This window comes from Deinococcota bacterium (assembly GCA_030858465.1).
Classification (GTDB): domain Bacteria; phylum Deinococcota; class Deinococci; order Deinococcales; family Trueperaceae; genus JALZLY01.
In genome coordinates, this window is record JALZLY010000378.1 from 1 (window position 1) to 13,783 (window position 13,783).

Here is a 13,783-nt window from a genome sequence, read left to right on the forward strand (position 1 = left end):
GGAGGTGACCGAGCGGGGCCGGGTCGCCCGCCTCATTTGCGATATCGCCTTGCCCGACGACGAGCCTTTCGAGGGCGACCCCCGCCACGTCTTAAAGCGCGTCATCGAGAAGGCCAACAGCATGGGCTTTGACGCCTTAAACGCCGGCCCGGAGGCCGAGTTCTTTCTCTTTGAGATGGGCTCTAACCGCACGCCCTCGCTCGTCACCCACGATTCGGCGGGCTACTTTGACTTAGCGCCCTTAGACCGCGCCGAACCGGCGCGGCGCGACATCGTCAACTACCTCGTGCAGATGGGCTTTGAAGTCGAGGCCGCCCACCACGAGGTCGCCATCGGCCAGCACGAGATCGACTTTAAGTACGCCGACGCCTTAACGACCGCCGACAACATCGCCACCTTCCGCTTCGTGGTCCGCCGGGTGGCGCAGAAGTACGGGCTTCACGCCACCTTTATGCCCAAGCCCATCGCCGGCATCAACGGCTCGGGGATGCACACCCACCTGAGCCTCTTTAAAAACGGTGAGAACGCCTTTTATAACCCCGACGGCAGGGACCAGCTGAGCGAGACGGCGCTTTGTTTTATCGGTGGCCTCTTGGAGCACGCCTCCTCCTTTGTCGCCATCACCAACCCGCTCGTTAATTCCTATAAGCGCCTGGTGCCCGGTTACGAAGCCCCCACCAACATCGCCTGGAGCGCCGCCAACCGCAGCGCCATGATCCGCATTCCGGCGCGGCGGGGCTTAAGCACCCGCGCCGAGTTGCGCATGCCCGACCCCGCCGCCAACCCTTACCTCGCGCTAGCGGTCATGTTTGGCGCCGGGTTGGACGGCATCAAGAACAGCCTGATGCCGCCGCCCGCCATCCAGAAAAACATCTTTCACATGAGCATCCGCGACAAGCGCCGCCACAAGATCAAAGAGCTTCCCGGCACGCTCAACTTAGCCGTCGACGCCTTGGAGAGGAGCCGCTTTGTCCGCGACCTCTTGGGCGAGCACATCTTCGAGCACTACGTCGAGGCCAAGCGCCTCGAGTGGGAGGACTACAAGATGCAGGTGCACGCCTGGGAGGTCGAGCGCTACCTGACGAGCTACTAGGGTTTAAGGGGCTGGGGACGCCAAAACCCAGCCCCTTGACGGCTGCAGGCCGCCAATCCTTAGCGGTCTATAGAGATTTCATGAAGATTCATCACCAAAACACCGTTGACAGTTCTCATCAACACGGTTATGCTTACCGTGCAAGTTTACATGTTGGCTTTTAAAGCCTTTTAGGAGGAAGTATGAAGAAACTGGGTTTAATCTTCGTGATCGCGATAATGGGTCTGGCCTTTGGCCAGGAGCCCATCCGCATCGGGGTCAATCTCGAGCTCTCCGGCCGCTTTGCCACCATCGGCAACACGACGCTGCAAGGCATTGAAACCGCGCAAGCGCAGATGGGTACCGTCTTGGACCGCCCCATCGAACTGAGCGTTTGCGACAACGCCACCACCGTCGAAGGTTCTGTTTCCTGCGCCAATCGCTTTGTTGACGAAGGCGTGCTCGGCGTGCTTGGGCCGATTGCCACCACCCACGCCATTCCTGCTGCCGAGGTGCTCCAAAACGCCGGCATCATCATGGTTTCGACGGCTTCAACCAACCCCGCCACCACGCAAATTGGCGAGTACATCTTCCGCATGGCCTATACCGACGACTTCCAAGGGGTCGTGGCCGCTCGCTATGCCTACGATGACTTGGAGGCCCGCCGCGCGGCTATCTTCCGCCAGCAGGACGACGACTACTCCTTTGGCTTGGCCGGTTTCTTCAACGACGAGTTCCAGACGCTCGGAGGCGAAACCGCAGTGGTCGACTTTGTCTCCGGCACCGTGGACTTTTCCGCGCAGATTGCCGATATCCGCGGTTTCGACCCTGAAGTCATCTACTTTAGCGGTTTTTGCCCGGAAGGCGCCCCGCTCGTGACCCAACTTCGCCAGCAGGGCTTTGAGCAGCAAGTTTTAGCGGCTGACGCCTCGGATGATTCGCAGTGCCCCGAAGGTGGCGGAACGGCCTTTGACGGCGTCATCTATACCGGTTTTGGCGGCCCCGAAGTGTTGAGCGGCGAAGCGCAAGCGCGCGCCGAGGAGTTCGGCCGCTTTTTCGAAGAGGCCAATCCTGCCGCCACCGACTTTAACGGCTTCACCCTAGCCGGTGCTGACTCCTACAACGTTCTCCTAGAGGCTATTGACGTTGCCGGTAGCGCCGAGATCGCGGACGTTTTAGCAGCCCTCTCCTCGCTCACGGCCTATCCCGGTGTCTCGGGAGAGATCACCTACGAAGGGACCGACGGCACCCCGGCCGACCGCACCATCGCCTTTTTCAGGTACAACGTGCGCAGCAGCAACGACTGGGATTCGGAGAGCCTTTTTGGCCTCGGCACCGGCGCGGAGGACACGCAGTAGCTTGTTTGGCGTTAGCGCTGTTGGCCTAGTTGGTTTAGTTGGCCTAAGGTAGCAAAGCAGGGCGGGCTCATCCCGCCCTGCACGCTATGTGTCTGCACCTATGCTAAATGTTACACTGGTGAAACGTATTATCTTGATGCCCGACTTGATACTCTACTTTATTGGCGTAAAGGTTGTGCCGCGTGTGAACAAGACGATTTAACTCGAGGAGCTTATGACTGTTTCCAGTATGATGCGTCTAAAACGCCTTAACCGCGGAGGCTTGCTGGTCCTGGGGCTCATCTTGGCCCTGGTGGGGGGGCGCATAGCCTATGTGATGGCGGTAGAAGGCTTTAACGCCGCTCATTTTGTGGGCGCTTTTGTGCGGTCGTTCCAACTCGGCAGCCTCTACGCGCTCATCGCCTTGGGCTACACCATGGTCTACGGCATTATCAGGCTCATCAACTTCGCCCACGGCGAAGTCTTTATGGTCGGGGCCTTTGCGTCTTTTTTTCTCTTCTCCAATACCCCTTACGCCTTGCCCTGGGCGGTCCTGGCCGCGGCTGTTATCGCCTACGGCGTTATGCGGGTGCTCGACACCTTCCGAGGTCGCCTCCTCGACCCCGTGGTCTTGGGCGGCGGCGCGCTGGTCTTTGCGCTCTCGGTCTATGCGCTTCACACCGTGAACATTCACTGGCTTCTCGCCATGCTCATGAGCATGATGATCACCGCGGTCCTGGGGATTACCATCGACCGCATCGCCTACCGCCCGCTGCGCGGCGCCCCGCGGATGTCGCTGCTTATTACCGCTATCGCCGTGTCCTTTTTTCTGCAAAATTTTGGCATTTTGGCCTTTACCCGCAACCAGACGCCTTACAGCCCTGCGACTTCCTGGACCGACCCTTTGCGGTTCGAGGTCTTTGGCAGCACGGTCTTTACCTCGCTGCTCATCGTTTTGGTCCCTTTGGTGACGCTCGTTTTGGTCGTGGCCTTGACGCTTTTCGTCAGCCGCAGCCGGCTCGGCAAGGCCATGCGGGCGACCGCACAGGACCCGGAAACCGCCCAGATGATGGGCGTCAACGTCAACAAAGTCATCGCCACCACCTTTTTGCTCGGTTCGATGCTGGCGGCGGCGGCGGGGGTGCTCTGGGGTCTGTCCTTTGGCAGCCTCAACCAGCCGGCGGTGTTTGGCATCCTGCCGGGTATCAAAGCCTTTGCGGCAGCCGTCATCGGCGGCATTGGCAGCCTGCCGGGAGCGGTGCTCGGCGGGCTGCTGCTAGGCTTTCTCGAGAACTTTTTGACGGCGCTGTTCCCGCGCACCGCGACCTTTGCGGGCATCACCGAATACCGCGACACCTTTGCCTTTGTCATGCTCGTCATCATCTTGCTGATCAAGCCCAGTGGTCTTATCGGTGAAGACCTTTCGGAGAAAGTCTGATGAGTGCCAACGGCAAAATCATCCGCAACCTGCTGCTTACCTTGGCAGGGCTTGGCCTTGTCGCCCTGTTTTTGTTTTGGGTGGAGGGGACCGGCAGCCGCCGGATGAACGACGCGGTCGCCCTTTTTGCTATTTTAGGCATCGCCGCCGTCAGCCTCAACTTGATCAACGGCGTGACCGGCATTCTCTCCCTGGGCCATCACGGCTTTATGCTGATCGGCGGCTACACGACGGCGCTGCTCGTGCTCCCGGAGGCGGCCAGAGAGCGGATTTTAGACAGCGCCCGCAGCCAGATGACGCCGACGACGTTGGGCCTCAGCATGAGCAACTGGCTGAGCGCCTTGGGCTTGGACGTTTTGACCACGCCTGAAACGATGTGGGTCCGTTTTCTGCTCTCGCTCTTGGTAGGCGGCTTTGTCGCCATGCTCTTTGGTCTGATCGTGGGCATTCCCAGTTTGCGGCTGCGCGGCGACTATCTGGCCATCGTGACCTTTGGCTTTGGCGAGATCATTCGCCTTTTGGCCGCTACCTCCCTGCTGGCAAGTTTTACCAACGGCGCCTTGGGCTTTGCGGGCGTGCCCTCGGTCCTGTTTGGCAAAAACATCTGGTTTGTATTTCCCCTCCTCGCCGCCACCGTCTTTGTGCTGCTGAAGCTGAAGTACAGTTCTTACGGGCGGGCGCTGCAGGGCATCCGCGAGGACGAGGTCGCCGCTCAGGCGATGGGCGTCAACACGGCGTACCACAAAGTGTTGGCCTTTGCCATTTCCGCTTTTTTCGCGGGCGTCGCGGGTGGGCTTTACGTTTCCTGGCTGGGCACGGCGCGCCTCGAGTCTTTTCTTTTTGTCATCACCTTCTTTCTGCTGGTGGCGATTTCCGTCGGCGGCACGGGCTCGTTTACGGGCGTTCTCCTGGGCACGGCCTTGGTCATCTTCGTGCGGCAGTACGGCGACCCGCTCGAGGAGGCCTATCCCCTCACCACCTGGCTCACGCTGGCCGGCGGCGCGCTTGTTCTCGCCGCTCTGGGGACGCTGCTGCTCCGTCACATCCAGCGCTTGAGACCGCGCTTTAACCGCGGCATCGCCGTTTTGGGCGGGCTAGGGCTGCTAGCCATCGTCTTTGCGCTGCTGGCGCCGAGCTTTGGCCTCCTGGAGGGAAGCTGGCGCGGTTTTGGCATGCGCGCGATTCTGCTGTCGATTTTGCTCATCGTGATCATGATCTTCAGGCCCTCGGGCATCATGGGCAGCAGCGAATTCAACTGGGCGGCGCTCTTTGGCGAGCGGCGTGATAAGCCCAGCGACGAGGAGCGGGCGCAAGACGCCTGGCTCACCAATCCCGCCCTCAACAAGGACAAGACCGCCGCGCTGAGCGACAAGAACGCGCCCACGCGCCCGCCCCGCTCCGGCGACCGGGAGGTATAAGGTGGCGATGCTCGAGATTAACAAGGTCAGCAAGGCGTTTGGCGGGGTGCAGGCCACTTCGGATTTGAGCCTGAACGTCAACGAGGGTGAGATCGTCTCGGTCATCGGCCCCAACGGCGCGGGCAAAACGACGCTCTTCAATCTGGTGACGGGCGTCTACAAACCCGACAGCGGCGACATCCGCTTTCTGGGCAAGTCGATCGCCGGGCTCTCGACCAACAAGATCGTGGACTTGGGCATCGCCCGGACCTTTCAAAACCTCAGGCTCTTTATGAACCTGACGGTGCTGGAAAACGTCCTTATCCCCCAGCACCACAAGCTGCGCTCGACCTGGCTCGCGGCGGTCTTGCGGACGCCCGGCTACCGCCGTCAGGAAAAGCGCATGCATGAGGTGGCCCTCGAGAAACTCTCCTTTTTCGGGCCGCGACTGATGAGCTTTCGGCTTTACCAGCCGGTCTACGTCTTGTCTTACGCCAACAGGCGCCGCACCGAGATGGCGCGGGCCATGGCGACGGGCGCCAAACTCCTCTTGCTCGACGAGCCGAGCGCCGGGATGAACCCGAGCGAGACCATCGAAATCACCCGGATCATCCGGCGCATGCGGGATGAAGGCGGCTACACCATCCTCTTGGTCGAGCACAAGATGAACTTAGTCGGCGAGATCAGCGACCGCGTCGTCGTGCTTGACTACGGGCGCAAGATCGCCGAGGGGCAGTACCGCGACGTCGTGAACGACCCCAGCGTCATCGAGGCTTACTTGGGGAAAAAGGCGGCCGAGCAGAAGGCCGAGGAGAAGGTGGAAGGGCAGGCGGGAGGTCCCTTATGAGCGCGGTGACGGTGGCGCAGCCGGAGCGGGCGGAGAAGGCGCAAGCGGAGCAGGAAAAGCTCCTCGAGCTCAAGAACGTCACCACCCACTACGGCGCTATTCGCGCCTTGAACGACGTCACCATGGTCATCTATCCCGGCGAGATGGTCTGCCTCCTGGGCGGCAACGCCTCGGGCAAGTCCACCACCTTGAAGGCCATTTTGGGCATCGTGCGCGTCTCCGAGGGCGAGATGTACTTTCGCGGCGAGCGCGCCGATACCCTGACCACCGCCGAGCGTGTGATGCGCGGCATGGCGGTGGTGCCCGAAAACCGGCGGATATTCCCCAAGATGACGGTGCGTGAAAACCTCGAGATGGGCGCCTACTTGCGCAATGACAGGGGGGGCATCCGTGAGGACATGGACTACGTCTTTTCCCTCTTTCCGCGCCTGGCCGAGCGGCTCGAGCAAAAGGGCGGCACCTTCTCGGGCGGCGAGCAGCAGATGCTGGCGATGGGCCGGGCCCTCATGAGCCGGCCCAAGCTGATCTTGATGGACGAGCCCTCGATGGGGCTGGCGCCGCTCTTCGTCGAGCGCATCTTCGAGATCATCAAGAGGGTCAATAAGGAGGGCATCAGCGTCTTTGTGGTCGAGCAAAACGCCAACGTCTCCTTGTCGATCGCCGACCGGGGCTACGTCTTGCAAACGGGCGAGGTGGTCCTCTCGGGAGCGGCCAGAGAGCTGCTCAACAACGACGCGATGAAGAGGGCCTATTTGGGCGAGGTCTGAGGCTCGATTGGGCGCGCAAGGAGACAAGCTCGCGCGCTCGCGTCACACATAGGCCACTTACAGCCAAACCACCTACACATAGGCCACATACAATTATAGCACATAGATGTGTTAACCTGCGTTTGGAGGATAGGCCATGCCCCAACTTCACTTTTATGTGCCCGATGAGGTGGCCGAGCGCCTGCGGCAGAGGGCGAAGGACAAGAACACGAGCCTTTCTAAGTATCTCGCCGATGTCGTCCAGCGCGAGGTCGCCCCAGGATGGCCGGAAGGCTATTTCGAGAGCGTCATCGGCAAGTGGCAAGGCGAGCCGCTCGAGCGCCCCGAGCCCTTGCCGCTCGAAGAGCGCGAGCCTTTCCTCGAATGATTCTTCTCGACACGAACGCCTGCGTTCACCTCCTGAACGGGACCTCGCCACCGCTCATCGCGCGTTTCAAGGCGCATGACCCTAGCCGCTACCGAATTTCTGCGATTGTTCGCGCCGAACTCCTTTACGGCGTTTACAGCAGCCAGCGCGTGGCGGAAAATCTGCGCCTTCTCGAGCTTTTTCTCGAGCCCCTGGTGAGCGTTCCCTTCGACGATGCCTGCGCTAGAGCCTATGGCCGGTTGCGCGCCGATCTGAGGCGCATGGGCAAGCCCATCGGTGCAAACGACATGCTCATCGCCACGACTGCGCTTGCGCACGGTCTGACCCTCGTCAGCCACAACGTTCGCGAGTTCGCTCAGGTGCCAGGGCTCAAGCTCGAGGACTGGGAGGTGTAAAGCAGAGGTGTAAAGCAAGGGCCGCGAGAATCACGTCTGTTTGCGGTATGCTTTAGCCGCCTAGGAGGCCGGCGTGACCCACAAACTTGTCGACGTGAGCATCATCGGCGCGGGACCTACCGGCCTTTTCGCCGGTTTCTACACCGGGCAGCGCGGGCTCAGCATGCGCTTTATCGACCCCCTGCCCGAGCCCGGCGGGCAGCTCACCGCCCTCTACCCCGAAAAGTTCATCTACGACGTGGCCGGTTATCCCCGGGTCCTCGCCAAGGAGCTCGTCAACAGCTTGCGCCAGCAGACCAGTCAGTTCCACCCCGACTACGTCCTCGAGGAGACCGCCACCACCCTGGAGAGAAGGGACGGCCACTTCGAGCTGACCACCAACACCGGCGCGGTCTATCCCTCCAGGGCGGTCATCGTCGCGGCGGGCATCGGCGCCTTTGAGCCGCGCAAGCTGACCGCCCTCGGCGTGAGCGACTTCGAGGGCCGGGGCGTCGCCTACAGCGTCAAGAACCTGGCGGCCTACAAGGACCGGCGCGTCCTCATCATCGGCGGTGGCGACTCCGCGGTGGACTGGTTCATGATGCTCAAGGACGTGGCGCGGTCGGTCACGCTGATCCACCGCCGCGAGGCCTTTCGCGCCCATGGGGCCACCGTAGACCTCATGAAGACGGCGGCGATGAAAGGCGAGGGCCGGGTGATGACGCCCTATGAACTAAGGGAGCTGCGGGGCGAGGAGAGGCTGTCGGAGGCGGTCGTCTTCCAGAACCAGACCAAGACCGAGGTGCCCCTCGCCGTCGACGACGTCTTGTCGATGGCGGGCTACCTCTCGAAACTGGGGCCCATCGCCGACTGGGGGCTCGAGCTCGACAAGAAGAGGATCAAGGTCGGCCAGGACATGATGACGAGCATGCCCGGCGTCTTCGCCGCGGGCGACGTGGCCAGCTATCCCGGCAAGCTGAAGCTCATCGCCACCGGCTTCGGCGAGGCGGCCATCGCCGCGAACTACGCCGCGCACCACATCGACCCCGAGCTCTCGGTCGAGCCCGGCCACTCCTCGGACAAACAGCAGTAGGATGATTCAAAAGTCAAAATTCAAAAGTCAAAAGAGAAGTTTTTTTCAACCTTCAACTTTCAGTTTTGAATTTCCATGTCGCGGATAGTCGTTCAAAAGTACGGCGGCACCAGCGTCGGCGACGTCGACCGCATCCACAAGGTGGCGGCGCGCATTGCGCGTACCGTCGAGGCGGGGACAAGGTGGCGGTTCGCACGGCTGCCGCGCGCCTTATACGCCCGATACAATTGTAGTAAAAGCGCTTTTATAGTCAGGATCTGATGTTTATACTGATAAATGTTTTTACAATGTTTTCCAGGAGGTCGGAGGCGGGTCATGGTTTCGTCGGAGCCTGGCAGGGTAAAGATCAAAGACGTTGCCAAACACGCCAACGTTTCGATCAGCACGGTGTCGCGCGTGGTCAACGAATTGGACCGGGTGAACCCCGAGACCCGCGAACGCGTGCTCGAGGTGATTCGCGAGCTTCGTTATCAGCCGAGCGCCTTCGCCCGTGGCCTCGCCATCCAGCGGACGCAGACTTTGGGCTTTGTGATTCCTATCTTGAGCGACCCCTTTTTCTTGGAGATCGTCCGTGGCGTCGAGGAGGCGGCCGCGGCGGCGGGTCACAACCTGCTTGTCGCCAGCCAGCCCTTTGAGCACGACGCGCGTCGCTATCTCCAGCTCTTCGACCAGCGGCGCGTGGACAGCATGATCCTGGTCGGCATCAAGGTTCCGCCCGAAGAACTCGAGCGGCTCCTAGCTCAAGGCTTCGCGGTGGCCTTCGTTCAGCAAGACGGCGGCGAGGGCGCCTTGACCTTCCTCGCCGACAACTACGGCGGCGCCCGCGTCCTGGCCGAACACCTGCTCGAGCTGGGCTACCGGCGGATCGCCTATATCGCCGGCAGCGACTACACCCCCGACAACGCCGAGCGCCTGCGCGGGCTCAAAGACGCGCTGGCTGGGCGCGGGCTCGCGCCCTTCGCCTTCGCCCAGGGCGACTACCACCGCGGCAGCGGCTCAAGGGCGATGGCGGAGCTCATAGCGCGCGGGCCCTTGCCTGAGGCCGTCTTTGCCGCCAACGACCAGATGGCTATCGACGCCGTCATCACCATCCGTGAGCAGGGGCTTAGGGTCCCTGAGGACATTGCCGTCGTCGGCTTCGACGACGTTCCCATGGCTGGTTACGTGAGCCCGGCGCTCACGACCGTCCGGCAGCCCGCTTACGAGATGGGCTACCGGGCGGCTAGTGCGGTGCTCGATCCCGAGAAACCCCTCGCGCCCAAGCGCGTGGTGTTGCCGACGCAAGTCGTCGTTCGTCAGTCCTGCGGGAACCATCTCCGCTAGGAAAGGAGGTGTGAACAGGCTTTCGTTGGAAGCGTGGTAGTAAAAGCGCTTCCACACCCGTCACCCCAAACCCATCTTGGAAAGGAGTTCACGATGCATCTTGCTCTCAAACGTTCGCTTCTTTGGCTGGGCGCGCTCGTCCTTTTTCTTCCGTCCACGACCTCGGCTCAGGAGCAACACGCGGGTACGCTCACGGTCTCCGTCGTGGCCGGTGCCATGCGCGACACCGTCGAGCCGCTGGCGCAGGAGTTCAGGAGACGGCACCCCGCCGTTACTGTCAACCTGGTTCCCGAACCCGAGGGTGGCGCCTTTGAAGCGCTCATCGCCGCGGGCAACCAGCCCGACCTGCTGATCACCTCGTTTGGCGGGATGATCGGCCGTCTGGCGTCTCAGGACGTGGTCCTGCCGCTCGACGATATGCCCGGCGCCGACGAGCTCTTTGACAGGCTCGTGCCTACCTCCTACGAGCCCCTTTACGGCCAGCGCTACTACGTGCCCATCGGCGCCGACGTTACCCTGATGATCTACAATAAGGAACTCTTCGAGCAAGCGGGCCTGGACCCTGAAAACCCGCCGACGACCTGGGACGAGTTCCTCGCGGCCGCCGAGGTGATCGACAACTTAGGCGCCGATACCCACGGCCTCGTCCTCTGGAACGAGGCGCTCGCCTGGGGCGGCTGGTACTGGAACATGCTCCAGCCCATCTACTTGAATGCCAACCAAAACAGCTGCAGGCTGTTAAACCGCCTCGGCACCGACATCGTCTTCGACCGCGAGGACTGCAAACTCGACGCCTTCTTCGAATTCGGCCGCGCCGCGCAACAGCACGCGCCGCCCGTCATGGACCCGGTCTTTTTCAGCCGGCAAGTCGGCATGTGGCCGCAATATGGTTACTCCTGGGAGCCCAACCTGCGTGAAGCGGCCGACCGGCCCATGGTCATCGGCGAGGATGTCGGCGTTGCGCCCATCCCCGTACCGAACGAGGGCGACACCAGCTACAGCACCTACGGCGGCCGCGCGCTGATCATCCTCAAGACCAATCCCGAGCGGCAAAATCTCGCCTGGGCGTTCGTCCAGTTCCTCATGGAAGAGGAGAACAACCGGCGCTTCATCACCGAGCTCGGCTACCTGCCCGTCCTAGAGAGCCTGCAAGACGACCCTTACTTCCAGGAACCCGCCCGCCGGCCCTTCGTCGAGGCTCTCGAGCACGCCGTCCTGCCCGAGATGACTGCCACCGCCGAAGCGGTTGCCAACGCTATCCAGGGAGTCTATCAAGAGGTCGTGGTCGAGGGCCGCGGCTCGCCCGAGGAGGCCGTGGAGATGGCGGCCGAAAGGGCTCGGCAGGAGTTGGAGTCGCGCTAGCCGTCGGGGTCGCGCGAGGCAGTCCTCGCGCGGCCGTTCGCCGAGGCGAAGGAGAGAGCGTGGTACAGCCCACCGTCACCGTCCGGCCCGCGCGCTCGCGGTTTTGGCAGCAGGTCTTTAAGCACAAGTGGGGCTACGTTTTCGTCGCTCCTTGGGTACTCCTCTTTGTCGTCTTCGGGTTTTATCCCTTGGCGCTGTCGTTCTACCTCACCTTTTTCGACTACTCGTTCACCAACCCCGAGCGCCTCACCTTCGTGGGCATCGGCAACTGGCTGCGCGGCCTCTCGGATCGCCTCTTCTGGCTGGCGCTCTTCAACATCATTTACAATCAGGTCGTCTTCGTCGTCCTCAAGAACAGCCTGGGGCTCGCCACCGCTCTGCTGTTAAAGGAAGCCCGCTTCTTGGGCCGCTTCTTCCGTACGATCTACTTCATGCCGGTCGTCACCTCGGTGGTCGTCCTCATGACCATCGGCGGCTACCTGACCAGCCCCAACGGCCCGCTGCAGAGCCTTCTCATCGATAGCGGCCTTTTCGCCGGCCCCATCTACTGGCAGTTCACCACCTGGCTGCCGATGCCGGTCATCGCACTTATCAATACCTGGAAGTGGTTCGGCATCTCGACCGTCATTCTCTTGGCGGGCCTCTATTCGATCGACAAGCAGCTCTACGAAGCCGCCGACATCGATGGGGCGAGCCCCTGGCAGAAGTTTCGCTTCATCACCTGGCCGCAGCTCCACCCGCAGATTTTCTTTCTCCTCATTATCGACCTTATCAACGGCCTGCAGATGTTCACCGAGGTATTCATGCTTTTTGACCTCTACGGCGGCCAACGCAACCAAGCGCTTACCCCCGTTCTCTACCTCTACGCTCAGGCCTTTGACCGCTCCAACATTGGCTACGCCTCGGTGTTGGGCCTGCTTCTAGCTGGCATCATCGCCGTCGGCACCTGGCTGCAGTTCAAGTTCTTCCGGCGAGACGTCTCGTGAGACGCTCCATCTGGACGCGGACCCTCGTCTACGGGCTGCTCGTCGTCGGGGCCTTCTTTGTTGCCTATCCTTTCTTCTACATGGTGATGAACTCGGTCAAGCCGGGCCCGGAAATCTTGAACGCGCCCAACAGCCTGCCCAGCCGCATCACCCTCTCGGGCTACATTGACGTGTTCACCCGCCTCGACATGCTGAGGCTCTTTAGAAACTCGCTCATCATCTCCGTCTCGGTGACGCTTTTAAACACCTTTTTGAGCGCGCTCGCCGCCTACGCCGTCGCCAAAATTCCCTTTCCTGGACGCGACAGGCTCTTCGCTTTCATGCTCGCCACCATGATGATCCCGGGCGTGCTCTTCTTGATTCCCACCTACGTGATCATCTACAACCTCGGCTGGGTGGGCCAGTTTCACGCGCTCATCATCCCTTCGGCGGTGTCGATCTACAACATCTTCCTCGTCCGGCAGTTCATGGTGGGGATTCCGAACGAGCTCCTCGAGGCGGCCCGCTTGGACGGCGCCAGCGAGCTGGGCATCTTCTGGCGGATCATGCTGCCGATGTCGCGGCCGGTTCTGGCGACCGTTGCGATCCTCACCTTTATCGGAAGCTGGAACGACTTTCTGGGGCCGCTGCTGTACCTCAATAGGCCCGAAACCTGGACAGTCCAGCTCGGCCTCCAGCAGTTCCAGGGCACCGTGCCGGGCGAGAACGCTCAGCAGATCTGGGCCGCCACCACCCTTATCACCGTGCCCTTAGTCGTCCTCTACTTCTTGCTGCAGGACCAGTTCATGAAGGCGTTTGCCAACGTCTCCTTGAAGTGAGGCCGCCATGACGATGCCAGCGACGCAACCGACCATCGTGCCCCCCAAGACGAGTCGAGGCCGCTCGTGGCTGCGGGCCCCGCTCATCCTCGCCGCCGTTCTCATTCTCATCGCCTCGACCTACGCCCTCGCCTGGTACCGGGCCTATCGCCTCTCCGCCGAGTTCATGGCAAGCGCCGATGCGAGCTTCGCCGAAGGCGACTACCTGCTCGCCTTGAACGGCTTTGAAGAGTTCGACGAGAGAAGCGGCCGCTATATCTTTAGGGGTGGCTACGGCCAGGTGCTGCGGGTCTGGAATAATCCCTACGCCTGGCCAATCCCAGAAGAGGTCGTCCGGGCGAGAGCGCGCATTGATGAGCTCATCGAGGAGAGGCTCAGTCTCACTGAAGCCGAGCGCTTCGTCCAGGTGAATATCGGTCGCAGTAATCCCTATCTCGGCCGCATCTACCTGCGCGTGGGCGAGCTCTACGAAGAGGAGGGCGACCTGCGCACTGCCGAGGAGGTCTACGAGGAGGTATTGGAGCTTTTTGGCCGCGACGCCGCCCTCGCTGAGCGCGCCGAGGCCAATCTGGCGAGGTTACGCCAGTGATGAAGCTGTCATC

General features: G+C 61.6%; 14 protein-coding genes and 1 pseudogene. All 15 read left to right on the top strand.

The window, feature by feature from the left end; translation table 11 throughout:
• Positions 1-1,093, top strand: a 1,093-nt coding sequence (gene glnA, locus M3498_18615; GenBank protein MDQ3461281.1) for a type I glutamate--ammonia ligase, incomplete at its 5' end; no start/stop codon positions are given.
• Positions 1,094-1,275: 182 nt separating this feature from the next.
• Positions 1,276-2,430 (top strand): ABC transporter substrate-binding protein, encoded by a 1,155-nt coding sequence (locus tag M3498_18620; GenBank protein MDQ3461282.1) that lies wholly within the window; start codon positions 1,276-1,278, stop codon positions 2,428-2,430.
• 214 nt (positions 2,431-2,644) lie between these two features.
• Positions 2,645-3,847: a branched-chain amino acid ABC transporter permease gene (locus tag M3498_18625; protein ID MDQ3461283.1), complete on the top strand. Its 1,203-nt coding sequence runs from the start codon at positions 2,645-2,647 to the stop codon at positions 3,845-3,847.
• Positions 3,847-5,265, top strand: a complete 1,419-nt coding sequence (locus tag M3498_18630) for a branched-chain amino acid ABC transporter permease (GenBank protein ID MDQ3461284.1) — start codon at positions 3,847-3,849, stop codon at positions 5,263-5,265. The genes M3498_18625 and M3498_18630 overlap by 1 nt, the downstream gene beginning before the upstream one ends.
• A 1-nt stretch (position 5,266) precedes the next feature.
• Positions 5,267-6,091, top strand: a complete 825-nt coding sequence (locus M3498_18635) for an ABC transporter ATP-binding protein (GenBank protein MDQ3461285.1) — start codon at positions 5,267-5,269, stop codon at positions 6,089-6,091.
• The gene (locus M3498_18640; GenBank protein ID MDQ3461286.1) at positions 6,088-6,858 is read left to right on the top strand and encodes an ABC transporter ATP-binding protein; all 771 of its coding nucleotides are present in this window, start codon (positions 6,088-6,090) and stop codon (positions 6,856-6,858) included. Before M3498_18635 ends, M3498_18640 begins: the two co-directional genes overlap by 4 nt.
• Positions 6,859-6,994: 136 nt before the next feature.
• The gene (locus M3498_18645) at positions 6,995-7,225 is read left to right on the top strand and encodes a hypothetical protein (protein MDQ3461287.1); all 231 of its coding nucleotides are present in this window, start codon (positions 6,995-6,997) and stop codon (positions 7,223-7,225) included.
• The gene (locus M3498_18650) at positions 7,222-7,620 is read left to right on the top strand and encodes a type II toxin-antitoxin system VapC family toxin (protein MDQ3461288.1); all 399 of its coding nucleotides are present in this window, start codon (positions 7,222-7,224) and stop codon (positions 7,618-7,620) included. Before M3498_18645 ends, M3498_18650 begins: the two co-directional genes overlap by 4 nt.
• Positions 7,621-7,693: 73 nt before the next feature.
• Positions 7,694-8,692, top strand: coding sequence for an NAD(P)/FAD-dependent oxidoreductase (locus M3498_18655; protein ID MDQ3461289.1), 999 nt, complete (start codon positions 7,694-7,696; stop codon positions 8,690-8,692).
• A gap of 75 nt (positions 8,693-8,767) precedes the next feature.
• Positions 8,768-8,895, top strand: a pseudogene (locus M3498_18660) (aspartate kinase).
• Between the two features lie 112 nt (positions 8,896-9,007).
• Positions 9,008-10,015 (top strand): LacI family transcriptional regulator, encoded by a 1,008-nt coding sequence (locus M3498_18665; GenBank protein ID MDQ3461290.1) that lies wholly within the window; start codon positions 9,008-9,010, stop codon positions 10,013-10,015.
• Between the two features lie 93 nt (positions 10,016-10,108).
• Entirely contained in the window at positions 10,109-11,377 is a 1,269-nt protein-coding gene (locus tag M3498_18670) for an extracellular solute-binding protein (GenBank protein MDQ3461291.1), read from the top strand.
• 59 nt (positions 11,378-11,436) lie between these two features.
• Positions 11,437-12,363, top strand: a complete 927-nt coding sequence (locus tag M3498_18675; protein ID MDQ3461292.1) for a sugar ABC transporter permease — start codon at positions 11,437-11,439, stop codon at positions 12,361-12,363.
• Positions 12,360-13,181 (top strand): carbohydrate ABC transporter permease, encoded by an 822-nt coding sequence (locus M3498_18680; protein MDQ3461293.1) that lies wholly within the window; start codon positions 12,360-12,362, stop codon positions 13,179-13,181. Before M3498_18675 ends, M3498_18680 begins: the two co-directional genes overlap by 4 nt.
• 7 nt (positions 13,182-13,188) lie before the next feature.
• Positions 13,189-13,770 carry a hypothetical protein gene (locus M3498_18685; GenBank protein MDQ3461294.1) on the top strand — a complete coding sequence of 194 codons (582 nt, stop codon included), beginning with the start codon at positions 13,189-13,191 and terminating at the stop codon, positions 13,768-13,770.
• The last annotated feature ends 13 nt before the right edge of the window (positions 13,771-13,783 follow it).